The sequence below is a fragment of the Marinobacterium stanieri genome, assembly GCF_900155945.1.
GTDB lineage: Bacteria > Pseudomonadota > Gammaproteobacteria > Pseudomonadales > Balneatricaceae > Marinobacterium > Marinobacterium stanieri.
In genome coordinates this window covers 428,138-441,470 of the sequence record NZ_FTMN01000003.1, presented here as the reverse complement: position 1 = coordinate 441,470, position 13,333 = coordinate 428,138, and the positions used below count along the sequence as shown (strand labels likewise).

16 protein-coding genes are annotated in these 13,333 nt (G+C 54.8%); 14 read left to right on the top strand and 2 right to left on the bottom strand.

Annotated elements, in window-relative coordinates; all coding sequences use genetic code 11:
* Positions 1 to 101: 101 nt before the first annotated feature.
* Positions 102 to 851: an electron transfer flavoprotein subunit beta/FixA family protein gene (locus BW956_RS09585; RefSeq protein ID WP_076462544.1), complete on the top strand. Its 750-nt coding sequence runs from the start codon at positions 102 to 104 to the stop codon at positions 849 to 851.
* Positions 851 to 1,780 carry an electron transfer flavoprotein subunit alpha/FixB family protein gene (locus tag BW956_RS09580; protein ID WP_076462543.1) on the top strand — a complete coding sequence of 310 codons (930 nt, stop codon included), beginning with the start codon at positions 851 to 853 and terminating at the stop codon, positions 1,778 to 1,780. Before BW956_RS09585 ends, BW956_RS09580 begins: the two co-directional genes overlap by 1 nt.
* Before the next feature lie 98 nt (positions 1,781 to 1,878).
* On the opposite strand, the gene BW956_RS09575 is transcribed toward BW956_RS09580, so the two are convergent.
* Positions 1,879 to 2,154: a hypothetical protein gene (locus BW956_RS09575; protein ID WP_076462542.1), complete on the bottom strand. Its 276-nt coding sequence runs from the start codon at positions 2,152 to 2,154 to the stop codon at positions 1,879 to 1,881.
* A 227-nt stretch (positions 2,155 to 2,381) separates the two neighbouring features.
* Here BW956_RS09575 and BW956_RS09570 point away from each other — a divergent pair, with 227 nt between their 5' ends.
* Together BW956_RS09570 and BW956_RS09565 are read left to right on the top strand one after the other, a co-directional pair.
* Positions 2,382 to 2,999, top strand: coding sequence for a flavin reductase family protein (locus BW956_RS09570; RefSeq protein ID WP_076462541.1), 618 nt, complete (start codon positions 2,382 to 2,384; stop codon positions 2,997 to 2,999).
* A gap of 83 nt (positions 3,000 to 3,082) precedes the next feature.
* Complete coding sequence (locus BW956_RS09565; RefSeq protein ID WP_076462540.1) at positions 3,083 to 4,399, top strand: Na+/H+ antiporter family protein; 1,317 nt, start codon at positions 3,083 to 3,085, stop codon at positions 4,397 to 4,399.
* Positions 4,400 to 4,410: 11 nt separating this feature from the next.
* Here BW956_RS09565 and BW956_RS09560 read toward each other — a convergent pair whose 3' ends face one another.
* Positions 4,411 to 5,547 (bottom strand): GNAT family N-acetyltransferase, encoded by a 1,137-nt coding sequence (locus tag BW956_RS09560; RefSeq protein ID WP_076462539.1) that lies wholly within the window; start codon positions 5,545 to 5,547, stop codon positions 4,411 to 4,413.
* Between the two features lie 53 nt (positions 5,548 to 5,600).
* Between BW956_RS09560 and BW956_RS09555 the strand changes: the two genes are divergently transcribed.
* The 10 genes from BW956_RS09555 to tolR all read left to right on the top strand — a co-directional run bounded on the left by BW956_RS09555 (position 5,601) and on the right by tolR (position 13,328).
* Positions 5,601 to 6,047, top strand: coding sequence for an HIT domain-containing protein (locus tag BW956_RS09555; RefSeq protein WP_076462538.1), 447 nt, complete (start codon positions 5,601 to 5,603; stop codon positions 6,045 to 6,047).
* A 340-nt stretch (positions 6,048 to 6,387) separates the two neighbouring features.
* Positions 6,388 to 8,151 carry an aspartate--tRNA ligase gene (gene aspS / locus BW956_RS09550; protein WP_010325513.1) on the top strand — a complete coding sequence of 588 codons (1,764 nt, stop codon included), beginning with the start codon at positions 6,388 to 6,390 and terminating at the stop codon, positions 8,149 to 8,151.
* 100 nt (positions 8,152 to 8,251) lie between these two features.
* Positions 8,252 to 8,989 carry a YebC/PmpR family DNA-binding transcriptional regulator gene (locus BW956_RS09545; protein WP_076462537.1) on the top strand — a complete coding sequence of 246 codons (738 nt, stop codon included), beginning with the start codon at positions 8,252 to 8,254 and terminating at the stop codon, positions 8,987 to 8,989.
* 73 nt (positions 8,990 to 9,062) lie between these two features.
* On the top strand, positions 9,063 to 9,581 hold the full coding sequence (ruvC, locus tag BW956_RS09540) for a crossover junction endodeoxyribonuclease RuvC (RefSeq protein WP_010325511.1): 519 nt from the start codon (positions 9,063 to 9,065) through the stop codon (positions 9,579 to 9,581).
* A 22-nt stretch (positions 9,582 to 9,603) separates the two neighbouring features.
* Positions 9,604 to 10,233, top strand: a complete 630-nt coding sequence (gene ruvA / locus BW956_RS09535) for a Holliday junction branch migration protein RuvA (RefSeq protein ID WP_076462536.1) — start codon at positions 9,604 to 9,606, stop codon at positions 10,231 to 10,233.
* Positions 10,234 to 10,243: 10 nt separating this feature from the next.
* Positions 10,244 to 11,254 (top strand): Holliday junction branch migration DNA helicase RuvB, encoded by a 1,011-nt coding sequence (ruvB, locus tag BW956_RS09530; protein WP_010325509.1) that lies wholly within the window; start codon positions 10,244 to 10,246, stop codon positions 11,252 to 11,254.
* A gap of 115 nt (positions 11,255 to 11,369) precedes the next feature.
* A complete protein-coding gene (locus BW956_RS09525; RefSeq protein ID WP_076462535.1) occupies positions 11,370 to 11,726 on the top strand; it encodes a TraR/DksA family transcriptional regulator in 357 nt (118 codons plus the stop codon).
* Between the two features lie 65 nt (positions 11,727 to 11,791).
* Positions 11,792 to 12,205, top strand: coding sequence for a tol-pal system-associated acyl-CoA thioesterase (gene ybgC, locus BW956_RS09520; RefSeq protein WP_076462534.1), 414 nt, complete (start codon positions 11,792 to 11,794; stop codon positions 12,203 to 12,205).
* A gap of 16 nt (positions 12,206 to 12,221) precedes the next feature.
* Positions 12,222 to 12,902: a protein TolQ gene (gene tolQ, locus BW956_RS09515; protein WP_010325506.1), complete on the top strand. Its 681-nt coding sequence runs from the start codon at positions 12,222 to 12,224 to the stop codon at positions 12,900 to 12,902.
* 9 nt (positions 12,903 to 12,911) lie between these two features.
* The gene (gene tolR, locus BW956_RS09510) at positions 12,912 to 13,328 is read left to right on the top strand and encodes a protein TolR (protein ID WP_010325505.1); all 417 of its coding nucleotides are present in this window, start codon (positions 12,912 to 12,914) and stop codon (positions 13,326 to 13,328) included.
* Positions 13,329 to 13,333: the final 5 nt, after the last annotated feature.

Sequence of the window (13,333 nt, the reverse complement as noted above, 5' to 3'; positions counted from 1 at the left end):
GGTCATTGAAAATAGGGGATTTTGCGTATTCGTATTATCTGGTTATGATGCAGGCTGCGAGGCCCTGTAGAGCCAACAATACACAAGCAAAGGGTAAGGCAATGAAGGTTCTGGTAACGGTAAAGCGAGTTATCGATTACAACGTCAAGGTGCGGGTCAAATCCGACAACACGGATGTTGATCTGAATAATGTGAAAATGGCGATCAACCCTTTCTGCGAGATTGCGGTTGAAGAGGCCGTTCGACTGAAAGAAGCGGGCACGGCGACCGAGATTGTTGTGGTTTCACTGGGCCCGCAGGCGGCTCAGGAACAGCTGCGTACCGCTCTGGCACTGGGTGCCGATCGCGCCATTCTGGTGCAGAGTGACGAAAATCTGGAATCCCTGTCGGTAGCCAAGCTGCTGGCCAAGGTTGTTGAGAAAGAACAGCCGGATCTGGTGTTGATGGGTAAGCAGGCCATCGATTCCGATAACAACCAGACGGGTCAGATGCTGGCTGCACTGACTGGCATGGGGCAGGGTACTTTTGCCTCCGAGGTCAAGGTTGAAGATGGCAAGGTTCAGGTGACGCGTGAAGTCGATGGTGGTCTGCAGACGGTTGAGCTGAGCACACCAGCGGTCGTGACAACCGACCTGCGCTTGAATGAACCGCGTTATGCATCCCTGCCCAACATCATGAAAGCCAAGCGCAAGCCGCTGGAAACTCTGACACCGGCTGATCTGGGTGTTGAGGTTAAGGCCAATACCAAATTGCTGAAGGTTGAGCCGCCTGCAGAGCGTTCTGCCGGTATCAAAGTGGCAGATGTGGCTGAGCTGGTCGATAAACTGAAAAACGAGGCGAAGGTGATCTGATGAGTATTCTGGTTATTGCTGAACATGACAATCAGGCGCTTAAGCCGTCTACTCTGAGCACGCTGGCAGCGGCTGCCCAGATTGGTGGTGACGTGACCCTGCTGGTGGCTGGCAACGGCTGTGCGGCAGCAGGTGATGCCGCGGCCAAGGCAGAGGGTGTGGCCAAGGTTTTGCTGGCAGATAACCCGGCCTATGACCATGAAATCGCCGAGAATATGGCTGCGCTGATCAAGTCGCTGGCCGAAGGTTACACGCATATCCTGGCACCGGCATCAGCCAATGGTAAGAACTTCATGCCACGTGTTGCGGCGTTGCTGGATGTGGGCCAGATCTCTGACATCATTAAAGTGGAATCGGCTGATACCTTTGCGCGTCCGATTTACGCCGGTAATGCCATTGCGACCGTGCAGTCACTGGATGCAGTCAAGGTCATTACCGTGCGTGGTACGGCCTTTGATGCGGTATCTGCCGAGGGTGGCAATGCAGCTGTTGAAGCTCTGAGCCAGGTTGAAGATACCGGGCTGAGCCGTTATGTAAGTGAAGAGATGGCCAAGTCCGACCGTCCTGAGTTGACCTCGGCGCGTGTGGTGATTTCCGGTGGTCGTGGTATGGCCGACAGCGAACATTTCCACTTGCTGGAAAAAGTCGCAGACAAGCTGGGCGCTGCCGTGGGTGCTTCGCGTGCGGCCGTCGATGCCGGTTTTGCACCCAACGATATGCAGGTTGGTCAGACCGGCAAGATTGTTGCCCCTGAGCTCTATGTTGCCGTGGGTATCTCCGGTGCCATCCAGCATCTTGCTGGCATGAAGGACTCCAAGGTGATCGTAGCGATCAACAAGGATGAGGAAGCTCCTATCTTCCAGGTAGCGGACTATGGTCTGGTAGCGGACCTGTTCACGGCCCTGCCGGAGCTGGACGAGTCTCTCTAAGACGCTGCAATGAAAAAGGCCACGGCATATGCCGTGGCCAATTATTTCGCTGTCTCGTATAACGGCAGCTTACCTTCCCTTGATCGGCGCTCCCGAGCTCAGGACGCCTGTTGTGTCTGGTGAGTGGGATGGGTTGCGATAAAGTGCTGCAGTGCACTGTTCAGCAACGCCTGTTTTTCACGGTCACCGCAACGCTTGGCGCGTTCAATATCATCAATTATAAAGCGTTGAATACGCTGTTCACCGTCATGGGTGATCAGGTAATGGCCCAAAGCGACCGCAATCATGGGGTCCATGTGTTCATGTTCTGCAATAGCGGCAATTTCATCAGCCGATAGTTCACTCATTTCCAGGCACTCTTCATAGGTCAACATACCGCTCCTCCTGTCGTTATTTTGGGGGTGGTTTGACTTTGAACCAGGAATCTACGCCTCTCAGTTTAGGGGTAGATGGGTAATTATCGAGTCTTTCTGGCTGTATAATATTCATACAGTTTCGGGATTGGTGTACTCCTGCTCATGCTGCATTTGCTAACAGGAATGCCGGTTCTTTGGTGCAGGTGTTATCCTGCTTGCTTTGCAATGATTGAGCAGGAGCAATAATGGATCTTAGCCCCGATCAGATGTCGCCCACGGATATTTATCATGCCTTGACGCAGATCATAATACCCAGACCCATTGCATGGGTATTGAGTCCGAACGACACTAATGCCGAAAGCCTGAACCTGGCACCTTTCTCTTTCTTTAACGTGGTGTGCAGTGATCCTCCCATCCTGATGCTGTCGATGGGGAATAAATCTGACGGAACACTTAAAGACAGTTGCCGTAATTTGCTGGAGCGACAGAGGTGTGTCATTCACATTGCCCAGGATGCACAGGCTGCCCAGGTATCCGATAGCGCCAGAGAACTGAACTTAGGTGAATCTGAGCTTGAAGGCACCGAGCTGGAGCTTGTCGACTTCAACGGCACATCGATGCAACGTCTGCGTCAGGTGCCAGTGGCCCTGGCTTGTCGGTTGCATCAGCATCTCGAAGTTGGCAATAAGCCGCAAAACCTTCTGTTGGTGGAGGTGGAGCATATCTGGGTGGATGATGAAGTTTGCTTCAACGATGGCAAAGGGCGGGTACGCTTTGATGCCGAGAAAATAAAACCGCTGGCCCGACTGGGTGGAGCTGAATACGCCAGCCTGGATCAAGTGTTCCGGGTTCAGCGTCCCTAGGCCTGTTTGACTTATCCTGACGACTGCTGCAGAGTGCGCGCTTTTTTGTGTCTGGCCAAGCTCAGTCTTGGAGGAGAAAAAGGATGAACGCTGTACTCGCGGCTGTTGTCGTGATGCTTGTATTAAGTCTGTTGCGTACCCCTGTGGTCGTGGCGCTGGTCGCTGGCGCGTTAACCGCAGGTCTGCTGTCCGGAATGGGGCTGGAGCACACGCTGGATGTGTTCAGTGGTGGTATTGGCGGCGGCGCTGAAGTCGCGCTCAGTTATGCCATGTTGGGTGGTTTTGCCGTTGCGATTGCCCAGTCGGGCCTGCCGCATGCCATGGCGGATATGGTCCAGCGCAAACTGGGGGCCACGCAGGGTGCCGCCAGCCGTACCGTCAAGTACGCTCTGATTCTGGCGCTGATTGCGGTAGCCATCTCATCACAGAACCTGATCCCTATACATATCGCCTTTATCCCGTTGCTGGTACCGCCTCTATTGATGGTGATGAGCAAAATGCAGCTGGACCGTCGACTGATTGCCTGTGTGCTGACGTTTGGCCTGGTGACACCCTACATGTTTTTGCCCGTCGGTTTTGGCGGCATCTACCTGAACAATATTCTGCTGCAGAATGTGGCCGACAATGGCCTGGCAACCGATAACCTGAATGTTATGGCGGCCATGTGGATTCCCGCACTGGGCATGCTGGTGGGGCTGTTGCTGGCACTGTTCAATTATCGCAAGCCGCGCCAGTACGACATGGAGCGTCTGCAGGCGGCCGAGCGGGTTGAGGTCAACTATAGTGCGGCACGCCTGGCATCAGTCGTGGTTGCGATTCTGGCGGCGTTCGGAATTCAGCTCTGGAGCGGCTCCATGGTGCTGGGTGCCCTGGCCGGCTATATGGTCTGTACCCTGACGGGCATCATCCGCTGGAAGCAGGCGGATGGCGTGCTGATTGACGGCATGAAAATGATGGCGATGATCGGTTTCATCATGATTACCGCGGCAGGTTTTGCCGAAGTCATGCGTGAAACCGGTGAAATCGCAACACTGGTGAGCGGGACAAGCGATCTGATCGGAGGCAACAAGGCGTTGGCGGCACTGCTGATGCTGCTGGTTGGCTTGTTGGTGACCCTGGGTATAGGGTCTTCGTTCTCAACCATTCCGATCATTGCGGCTATCTATGTGCCTTTGGCCCTGTCGCTGGGCTTCAGTCCACTGGCAATTGTGGCATTGGTGGGTACAGCAGGTGCGCTGGGTGATGCCGGTTCGCCGGCCTCTGATTCAACATTGGGCCCGACTTCAGGCTTGAATGTTGACGGTCAGCACCACCATATTTGGGATACAGTTGTTCCCACCTTCTTGCACTACAACCTGCCGCTGTTGCTGGCAGGCTGGGCTGCGGCAATGGTGCTTTAAGTTCTGTAAAACTACGTGTCTGGCTGTTTGAACGGCAGCCAGGTGCGTAGCTCCTCAATCTGCAGCTCCATATGCTGCTGTTCCTCACGCACAAACTCTCCTACTGCGCGATTGAAGTCCGGGTGGGCCATGCGATGCAATGACCAGGTTCTGACCGGCTCGAAGCCGCGCTGAATTTTGTGCTCCCCCTGAGCACCGGGGTCAAAGCGGTCCAGTCCTTGCTGGATGCAATAGTCGATCCCCTGATAATAGCAGGCTTCAAAATGCAGGCTGTCGTAATGCTCGAGACAGCCCCAGTAGCGGCCATAAAGACAATCTTTACCGATGAAATACAATGCGGCGGCAACTGCCTGTCCTTGATCTTCTGCCATGATCAGCAGCATCTGGTCAGCCATCTGCTGGTGCAACTGGTGGAAAAAATCTGGCGCCAGGTAGCCTTGCCGGCCACGCTTCAAGTAAGTGGCCTGATAGAAGCGATAAAACTGCTCCAGATGCTGTGGCTGAATAGCTTCACCGGTTAATGCGTTCAGTTGAATGCCTTGTTCCGCTACCTTGCGGCGCTCACGACGCACGGATTTTCGTTTGCGTGAATTAAAGCGGGCGAGGAAATCGTCAAAGTTCTCATACCCCTGGTTAAACCAGTGATACTGGCTGCCCAGGCGAGGGTGTGTTGCACTGGGTGCGGTTTCAATCACACCAGGTTGCGGAAACAGGCAATGCCAGGATGAAGCACCCACTTCCTGCATGATCTGATCGAGAATTCCCGGTAGCAGCTCAACGGCCGTCGCTAGAGGAAGTGATGTGCCAAATCTTGGTCCTGTGGCCGGTGTAAACGGGATCGCATTGACCAGCTTGGGATAGTAGGGCAGGCCGTTGCGTTGATAGGCATCGGCCCAGGCCCAGTCGAATACATATTCACCCCAGGAGTGCGATTTGATGTACAGCGGTATGACCATCACCGGATGGTCGTTGTTATCGGTCACCAGGGCATGCAAGGGTTGCCAGCCGGTGCCTTCGCCAACGCTGGCTGTCTTTTCCAGCGTGTGCAGAAATGCATGGCGAAGGAAGGGGTAATCTGTACCGCAGAGGCTGTCCCATAGATCAGCGGGAATTGCATCGATGCCGGGGTGGAGATTGACTTTATACATGCTGACCTATACTAATCCTGTCACCATTTGGATTGATATCGAAGGAGCCGTTAATGGACGAGTTGGAGCTGGAATTTGAGCTGGACCCCCGTCTTGTCACTGATACTATCGCGATTGGCGACTTCCCGCTCTGTCGTTTGCTGTTGATGAACGACAGTCAGTACCCCTGGTTTATTCTGGTGCCGCGCCGTGCTGGTGTGACCGAGCTGTACCACCTGCCGGCCAATGAACAACAGCAGTTGATTCACGAGGCCAGTGAGTTGTCGGAGACGCTGGCCGACCTGTTTCAGGCGCGCAAAATGAACGTGGCAACACTGGGTAACATGGTGCCTCAACTGCATATGCATGTCATTGCCCGCAAGGAGTCTGATCCTGCCTGGCCAGGGCCTGTTTGGGGTAAGGTGCCTGCAGTGCCTTATGCACCTGAGGAGCTGGCGCGCGTACGCAGCAAACTGGAAGTGTTACTGGATGGGGAGTTGGCGTTCGAGCCGCATGATTGAGTGATCGATGAGAGTCGGGTTCGCGCGCGGAGCGCGCTCCCACAAAGCGCTCCCACAAAGCGCTCCCGCTGACCGCTGCCACAGTGTGCTCCCAGGGTGCTCTCTCATAGAGAGGTGCTGACCAGGTTGCCGGGGGCTGACATTAACCTGTGGGAGGCCAGTCCCCTGGTCGAATATCCGTTAGTCTACCTAATCAGGTGGACACAATTCAGGGCCTTTCGAAGGTCAGCATTCTTCTATCCCGGCATTGCCTGTCGCCGGGCCTGTCAGGTCCGGCTAAATCGGTTATAATCCCCGCCTTTGAATTCCATGTTGCACCCAGATACAGGAACAGGACAGTATGCGTAGCCATTATTGCGGCGACCTCAGAGCAGAACATATCGGAGAAGACATTACCCTGAGCGGCTGGGTTCACCGCCGTCGTGACCACGGTGGGGTTATCTTCCTCGACCTTCGTGACCGCGAAGGTATCGCCCAGGTCGTGTTTGACCCGGATCGCGAAGAGAGCTTCAATCTGGCCGATAGCGTTCGTAACGAGTTTGTTGTCGAAGTGCGTGGCACCGTGCGTGCGCGTCCGGAAGGCACCATCAACAGCGAAATGGGCACTGGCGAAATTGAAGTGCTGGGCAAAGAGCTGGTTATCCTGAACAAGGCTGAAACGCCTCCCTTCCAGCTGGACGAGCACCAGCAGGTGGGTGAAGATGTGCGTCTGCGCCATCGTTACATCGATCTGCGCCGTCCTGAGATTCAGCGCAAACTGCGTTTCCGCTCCAAGATTACGCATAACATCCGCAATTACCTGGAAGAAAACGGCTTTCTCGATATCGAGACCCCGATTCTGACCCGTGCGACCCCTGAAGGTGCGCGTGACTATCTGGTACCAAGCCGTACCCATGAGGGTAGCTTCTTCGCTCTGCCGCAGTCACCCCAGCTGTTCAAGCAGCTGCTGATGGTGTCCGGCTTTGACCGTTACTACCAGATCGCCAAGTGCTTCCGTGACGAAGACCTGCGTGCAGACCGTCAGCCTGAATTTACTCAGATCGACATCGAAACCTCGTTCATGGACGAGGAAGGTATCATGGGTCTGACTGAAGGCATGATCCGTGATCTGTTCCAGGAGATCCTGGACGTTGATCTGGGTGATTTCCCGCGTATGCCGTACTCTGAGGCGATGGACCGTTTCGGTTCCGACAAGCCTGACCTGCGTATTCCGCTGGAGCTGGTTGACGTTGCCGACCTGCTGCAGGATATCGAATTCAAGGTCTTTGCTGGTCCGGCCAAGGATCCGAAAGGCCGCGTTGCAGCACTGAAAGTGCCGGGTGGCGCCCAGCTGACCCGTAAGATCATCGACGAATACACCAAGTTTGTTGGCATCTACGGTGCCAAAGGTCTGGCCTGGATCAAGGTCAACGAACTGGCCAAAGGTGTTGAAGGTCTGCAGTCGCCGATTGTTAAGTTCCTGGGTGACGAAGTGGCCATGCAGGTCATGGAGCGTCTGGAAGCAAAAGATGGCGATATCATCTTCTTCGGTGCTGACAAAACCAACGTTGTTAACGAAGCCTTGGGTGCGCTGCGTATCAAGGTTGGTGAAGACATGAACCTGATCGAGCGCGAGTGGGCGCCGCTGTGGGTTGTCGACTTCCCGATGTTTGAAGAAACCGACAACGGTGGCATGACTGCGCTGCACCATCCGTTTACAGCCCCGAGCTGCACAGCGGAAGAGCTGGTAGCCGAGCCGGAAGGCAAACTGTCCCGTGCCTACGATATGGTTCTGAACGGTACCGAGCTGGGTGGCGGTTCTGTCCGTATCCATGATCAGGATATGCAGAAGGCTGTATTCAAGGTGCTGGGTATCTCTGACGAAGAAGCGGAAGAGAAATTCGGCTTCCTGCTCAACGCACTGAAATTCGGTGCGCCGCCTCACGGTGGTCTGGCCTTCGGCCTGGACCGTCTGGTGATGCTGATGACAGGCTCTTCTTCCATCCGTGAAGTGATTGCCTTCCCGAAAACCCAGAGTGCCGGCTGTCTGCTGACCGACGCACCGGGTGAAGTCAGCGCCGCACAGCTGCGCGAGCTGAACATCAAGCTGCGCAAAACCCCCTGATCCTATTCAGCGTGGGTGGGCGGTCGCCAGGCCGCCCGAATACATGACGAACAGATGAACAGGGCCGCCCGGCTCTGCAATCAATCGAGGATGTAGTTTTATGGCAGGTCATTCCAAGTGGGCTAATATCAAGCACCGTAAAGCGGCACAGGATGCCAAACGGGGCAAGATTTTCACCAAACTGATTCGTGAGCTGACAGTGGCCGCGAAAGAGGGCGGTGGTAACCCGGAGGACAACCCGCGTCTGCGCGCAGCTGTCGACAAGGCGTTGGGCGCCAACATGAAAAAGGACACCATCGAGAAAGCGATTGCTCGCGGTGCCGGTGGCGGTGAAGGCGACAACTATGACGAGCTGACCTATGAGGGTTATGGCCCGAACGGTGTCGCCATTCTGGTTGAGTGCATGACCGATAACGTGAACCGTACCGTGTCTCAGGTTCGTGCGGCTTTCAACAAGGCCGGTGGCAACCTGGGTACCAACGGTTCTGTTGCCTACCTGTTTGAAAAGAAAGCTCAGATCTCATTTGGCGATGATGCCGATGAAGACGCGATCATGGAAGCAGCGCTGGAAGCGGGTGCTGATGATGTCGTTACCAATGAAGACGGCTCCATCGATGTGTTCGCTCCCTGGCAGGAATTCATGGATGTTAAGCAGGGGCTGGTTGAAGCCGGTCTTGAGCCGGTATATGCCGAAGTAGGCATGATCCCGTCTACTACCGTTGATCTGGATGTGGACACCGGCACCAAGGCGCTGAAGCTGATCGATGCGCTGGAAGATCTGGATGATACCCAGAACGTCTATCACAATGCCGATATTCCGGAAGAGGCCATGGCCTGATCCTGATCGGATGTGAGTCATAGAGACCGGGGGCAACCCCGGTTTTTTGTACATGCAGGATGGTGGAGCAGCGATGCGGATTTTGGGGATTGACCCTGGCTCACGCATTACCGGCTACGGGCTGATTGATATTGATGGCCCCAAAACTCATTACGTCGCCAGTGGGTGTATTCGCATCAGTGGTGAAAACCTGGCTGAGCGTCTGCAGCAGGTGTATGCAGGTGTGACCGAAGTTATCCAGCGTTACAATCCTGTTGAGATGGCCATTGAGCAGGTGTTTATGGCCCGTAATGCTGATTCGGCGCTCAAGTTGGGTCAGGCCCGAGGGGTGGCAATTGTTGCAGGCGCGAATCATGCGCTTCCTGTTGCTGAATATGCTGCACGTCGCGTCAAACAATCGGTTGTCGGCAGTGGCGGGGCTGATAAGACCCAGGTGCAGCACATGGTCGCACATTTATTGAAGCTGCCGGGCTTGCCGCAAGTGGATGCGGCCGATGCTCTGGCCATTGCACTTTGTCATGCCCATTCTCGGGCGGGGCTGGCACCCGCAACGCGAACACGCAGTCGTAGCAGTGGTCGTTGGCGTTTATAAGGATTAAAGGAGAGCTTTCGTCTTGATCGGATATCTGAGAGGGCGCATTTTGGAAAAGCAGCCGCCCTGGTTGCTGCTGGACGTTAATGGCGTTGGTTACGAGGTGGAAGCCTCGATGAATACCTTTTACGGCTTGCCGGAAGTTGGTGCCGAAACCGGGCTGCATACGCATTTCGTCGTGCGAGAGGATGCGCAGCTGCTGTTCGGGTTTGTTGATGCACAGGAAAAGCTCCTGTTTCGGTCATTGATTAAGGTGAATGGTGTAGGGCCCAAATTGGCATTGTCCATTCTGTCGGGTATCAGTGCCGATGCATTTATTCGTACCGTGCACCAGGAAGATACTTCGGCTCTGGTGAAAATACCGGGGGTAGGCAAGAAAACGGCCGAGCGTTTGATTGTCGAGATGAAAGACCGTTTGGCACTGCTTGAGTTGCCGACCCTGACCGAGCTCGAACTGAGCTCAGGCAATCTGCCGGCAGCGGCACCGGCGGCTACGGATCACCGCGCAGAAGCTGAAAGTGCCCTGGTTGCTTTGGGGTATAAACCGCAACAGGCTACCAAAGCGATCGAGAAAGCGGCGGAAACCCTGGGTGCTGATGCAGTAACAGAGGTGCTGATTCGTCAGGCGCTGAAAACCATGGTGACAGGCTGAGATAACAGGCATGAAAATCGAAGAAGATCGTTTCATTACTCCAGTGGCCAGCTCGAATACGGAAGAGGTGCATGACCGTGCCATCCGCCCCAAGCTGCTGCAGGACTATGAAGGCCAGCCAGCGGTGCGCGAGCAGATGGAAATATTCATTCATGCGGCCCGGGCACGTAATGAAGCACTGGATCATACTTTGATTTTTGGGCCGCCGGGCCTCGGCAAAACCACTCTGGCCAATATTATTGCCCATGAAATGGGGTCGCAGATCCGGACTACATCAGGCCCGGTGCTGGAAAAGGCCGGTGATTTGGCAGCATTACTGACCAATCTTGAGGCAGGCGATGTGCTGTTTATCGACGAAATTCATCGCCTGAGTCCCAGTGTGGAAGAGGTGCTGTATCCGGCGATGGAGGATTATCAGCTGGATATCATGATTGGTGAAGGTCCGGCTGCACGCTCAATCAAGCTTGATCTGCCACCCTTTACCCTGGTGGGTGCGACGACTCGTGCAGGCTCACTGACATCGCCTCTGCGCGACCGCTTCGGTATTGTGCAGCGCCTTGAATACTACTCTATTGAGGATTTGACCGGCATTGTGATGCGATCGGGTCAGTTGACGGATACGGAAGTGGAGTTGGAAGGCGCGCGTGAGATTGCCCAGCGTTCGCGCGGAACGCCCCGTATTGCGAACCGTCTGTTACGTCGTGCACGAGATTTTGCCGAAGTAAAAGGGGATGGTTGTATCAGTAAACAGATCGCTGATCTGGCCCTGAATATGCTGAATGTAGATGAACGGGGCTTTGATCATATGGATCGGCGCCTGTTGCTGACCATGATTGAGAAATTTTCCGGTGGCCCTGTCGGAATCGACAACATCGCCGCGGCGATCAGTGAAGAGCGCGATACCATTGAAGATGTGCTGGAGCCCTACCTGATTCAGCAAGGCTTCATTATGCGCACACCGCGTGGACGCGTAGTTACCGATCATGCGTATGTCCACTTCGGACTGGAAAGGCCTGACTGATATCAATCCCTCGTGATGAATTGATGACGTGGACTCAGGGTGTGATCAAGGTCAAGTAATCCTGGGTCAATCCTGCTTTAGCATGGCTGTAGCCACTAAACAGGGGGAAGGCCAGATGTCCGCGTTATTAAGTCACGATGAGCTTGAGGGTATCGCCCTGGAGCTGCGCGAGTTATTGGACAGCCTGCACGAAGAGCTTGCAGATGAGCTGCACACCATCGAGCATGCCCGTCATCAACTGCAGCAGGCACGTGCCAGACAGAGTGACCGCGAAGCGGCGCTTGAGTTGGCGCAGCGCCTCAATCTCGAACATCTTCGAGAGCATCTGGATACCATTGCCGCCTGCAACGAGGCTCTGCAAAGAATCAGTCGTGGCCATTACGGCCGCTGTACCCGTTGCGGCGAAGCAATTGAGCTGAATCTCTTGCGCGCAGACCCGCTCACCCATCGCTGTATGGCCTGTCAGAGCTAATCTCTTGTTTTAAAATCTGCGGCTGTTATTGTTGTCTGCCATCATGGTTTGATTAGGGCAACGGCATGCCGTTTCAGTGGCCGGTTCGGGTCTACATCGAAGATACCGACGTAGGTGGTATCGTCTACTACGTAAACTATCTCAAATTTCTTGAGCGTGCCCGTACCGAGTTGCTGCGCAGTCATGGCTATTCTCAGCAGGCGCTGGCAGCTGCCGGAACCCTCTTTGTCGTCACCCGAACCGAGTGCGACTATCGCAAGCCCGCCCGGCTGGATGATGAACTTCTGATTGAAGTCGAGATCGAAAAGATTTCAGCCACGCGTGTCACGTTTTTGCAGCAGATTGTCCGATCTTCAGATTCTGTTCTGCTTTGTCAGGCTAGAGTAGTGGTTGCCTGTGTGTCGGCAGCTGAACTCAAGCCACAGCGTTGGCCCGCAACACTTATTGAATATATGCAATGTAATCTTAGGCGCAGCTGACCGTTGAGGAGAAGTAATGGAAGATAAGCTGTCTATCTGGAGCCTGGTGCTTAACGCAAGCCTTGTTGTGCAGCTGGTGATGCTGTCGCTGTTGCTGGCATCGTTTTTGTCCTGGGTGATGATTTTTCAGCGCAATCAGGTCATGCGCAAAGCGCGTCGCTCGTTGAAGCTGTTTGAGGATCGTTTCTGGTCAGGTATCGACCTGGGGCAACTGTTCCGTGAGGTAAACCAGACACCCAACCCCAACAGCGGTGCCGAAAATATCTTCCGTGCCGGCCTGCAGGAATATACACGCCTGAGCCAGAAAAGCGGCAGTGACCCTGACATGATCATGAATGGCGTTCAGCGTGCCATGCGTGTTGCCATGGCGCGTGAAGAGGAACGCCTGGAGCGTCATCTGCCGTTTCTGGCGACGGTAGGCTCCACCAGTCCTTATGTCGGCCTTTTTGGTACCGTCTGGGGCATTATGAATGCTTTCAGGGGCTTGGCAAACGTGCATCAGGCTACGCTGGCATCCGTGGCGCCAGGTATTTCCGAGGCGCTGGTGGCGACTGCAATAGGTCTGTTTGCGGCTATTCCCGCGGTTATCGCCTTTAACCGCTTCTCGGCTCAGGCTGAAGGCTTGTTGAGTGCCTATGACACCTTTGCTGATGAGTTCTCCAGCATTCTTTATCGCCGCGTACACCGCGCGGCCTGAGGCTGAAGCATGATTCGCAAGCAACGCAAAAAGCGCAGACTGAACTCCGAAATCAATGTTGTTCCCTATATCGATGTGACCCTGGTGTTGCTGGTGATATTCATGGTGACGGCGCCGATGCTGACTCAGGGGGTCAATGTTGAACTGCCCCAGGCATCAGCGGAGCCCGTAGATGACCAGAATGAAGAGCCAGTGATCCTGACGGTGGACGCTGCCGGGCAGTACTACATTAATGTGGGTGGGGATGAGGAAACCCCCTTGAGTGCTGACCAGGTAGCGGAGCGAGTGGGCAAGGTTCTGCAATCCGCACCGGACAAGCTATTGCTGGTGCGAGGCGACAAGAACACCAACTATGATCAGGTCGTCCAGTTGATGGTGCTGCTGCAGCAAGTAGGTGCAGGCAGTGTCGGGCTGGTGACAGAATAGGGCGC

Coding starts and splice junctions, on each gene's coding strand:
- BW956_RS09585 (WP_076462544.1), top strand. CDS start 102: ATGAAGGTTCTGGTAACGGTAAAGCGAGTTATCGATTACAACGTCAAG.
- BW956_RS09580 (WP_076462543.1), top strand. CDS start 851: ATGAGTATTCTGGTTATTGCTGAACATGACAATCAGGCGCTTAAGCCG.
- BW956_RS09575 (WP_076462542.1), bottom strand. CDS start 2,154: ATGTTGACCTATGAAGAGTGCCTGGAAATGAGTGAACTATCGGCTGAT.
- BW956_RS09570 (WP_076462541.1), top strand. CDS start 2,382: ATGGATCTTAGCCCCGATCAGATGTCGCCCACGGATATTTATCATGCC.
- BW956_RS09565 (WP_076462540.1), top strand. CDS start 3,083: ATGAACGCTGTACTCGCGGCTGTTGTCGTGATGCTTGTATTAAGTCTG.
- BW956_RS09560 (WP_076462539.1), bottom strand. CDS start 5,547: ATGTATAAAGTCAATCTCCACCCCGGCATCGATGCAATTCCCGCTGAT.
- BW956_RS09555 (WP_076462538.1), top strand. CDS start 5,601: ATGGACGAGTTGGAGCTGGAATTTGAGCTGGACCCCCGTCTTGTCACT.
- aspS (WP_010325513.1), top strand. CDS start 6,388: ATGCGTAGCCATTATTGCGGCGACCTCAGAGCAGAACATATCGGAGAA.
- BW956_RS09545 (WP_076462537.1), top strand. CDS start 8,252: ATGGCAGGTCATTCCAAGTGGGCTAATATCAAGCACCGTAAAGCGGCA.
- ruvC (WP_010325511.1), top strand. CDS start 9,063: ATGCGGATTTTGGGGATTGACCCTGGCTCACGCATTACCGGCTACGGG.
- ruvB (WP_010325509.1), top strand. CDS start 10,244: ATGAAAATCGAAGAAGATCGTTTCATTACTCCAGTGGCCAGCTCGAAT.
- BW956_RS09525 (WP_076462535.1), top strand. CDS start 11,370: ATGTCCGCGTTATTAAGTCACGATGAGCTTGAGGGTATCGCCCTGGAG.
- ybgC (WP_076462534.1), top strand. CDS start 11,792: ATGCCGTTTCAGTGGCCGGTTCGGGTCTACATCGAAGATACCGACGTA.
- tolQ (WP_010325506.1), top strand. CDS start 12,222: ATGGAAGATAAGCTGTCTATCTGGAGCCTGGTGCTTAACGCAAGCCTT.
- tolR (WP_010325505.1), top strand. CDS start 12,912: ATGATTCGCAAGCAACGCAAAAAGCGCAGACTGAACTCCGAAATCAAT.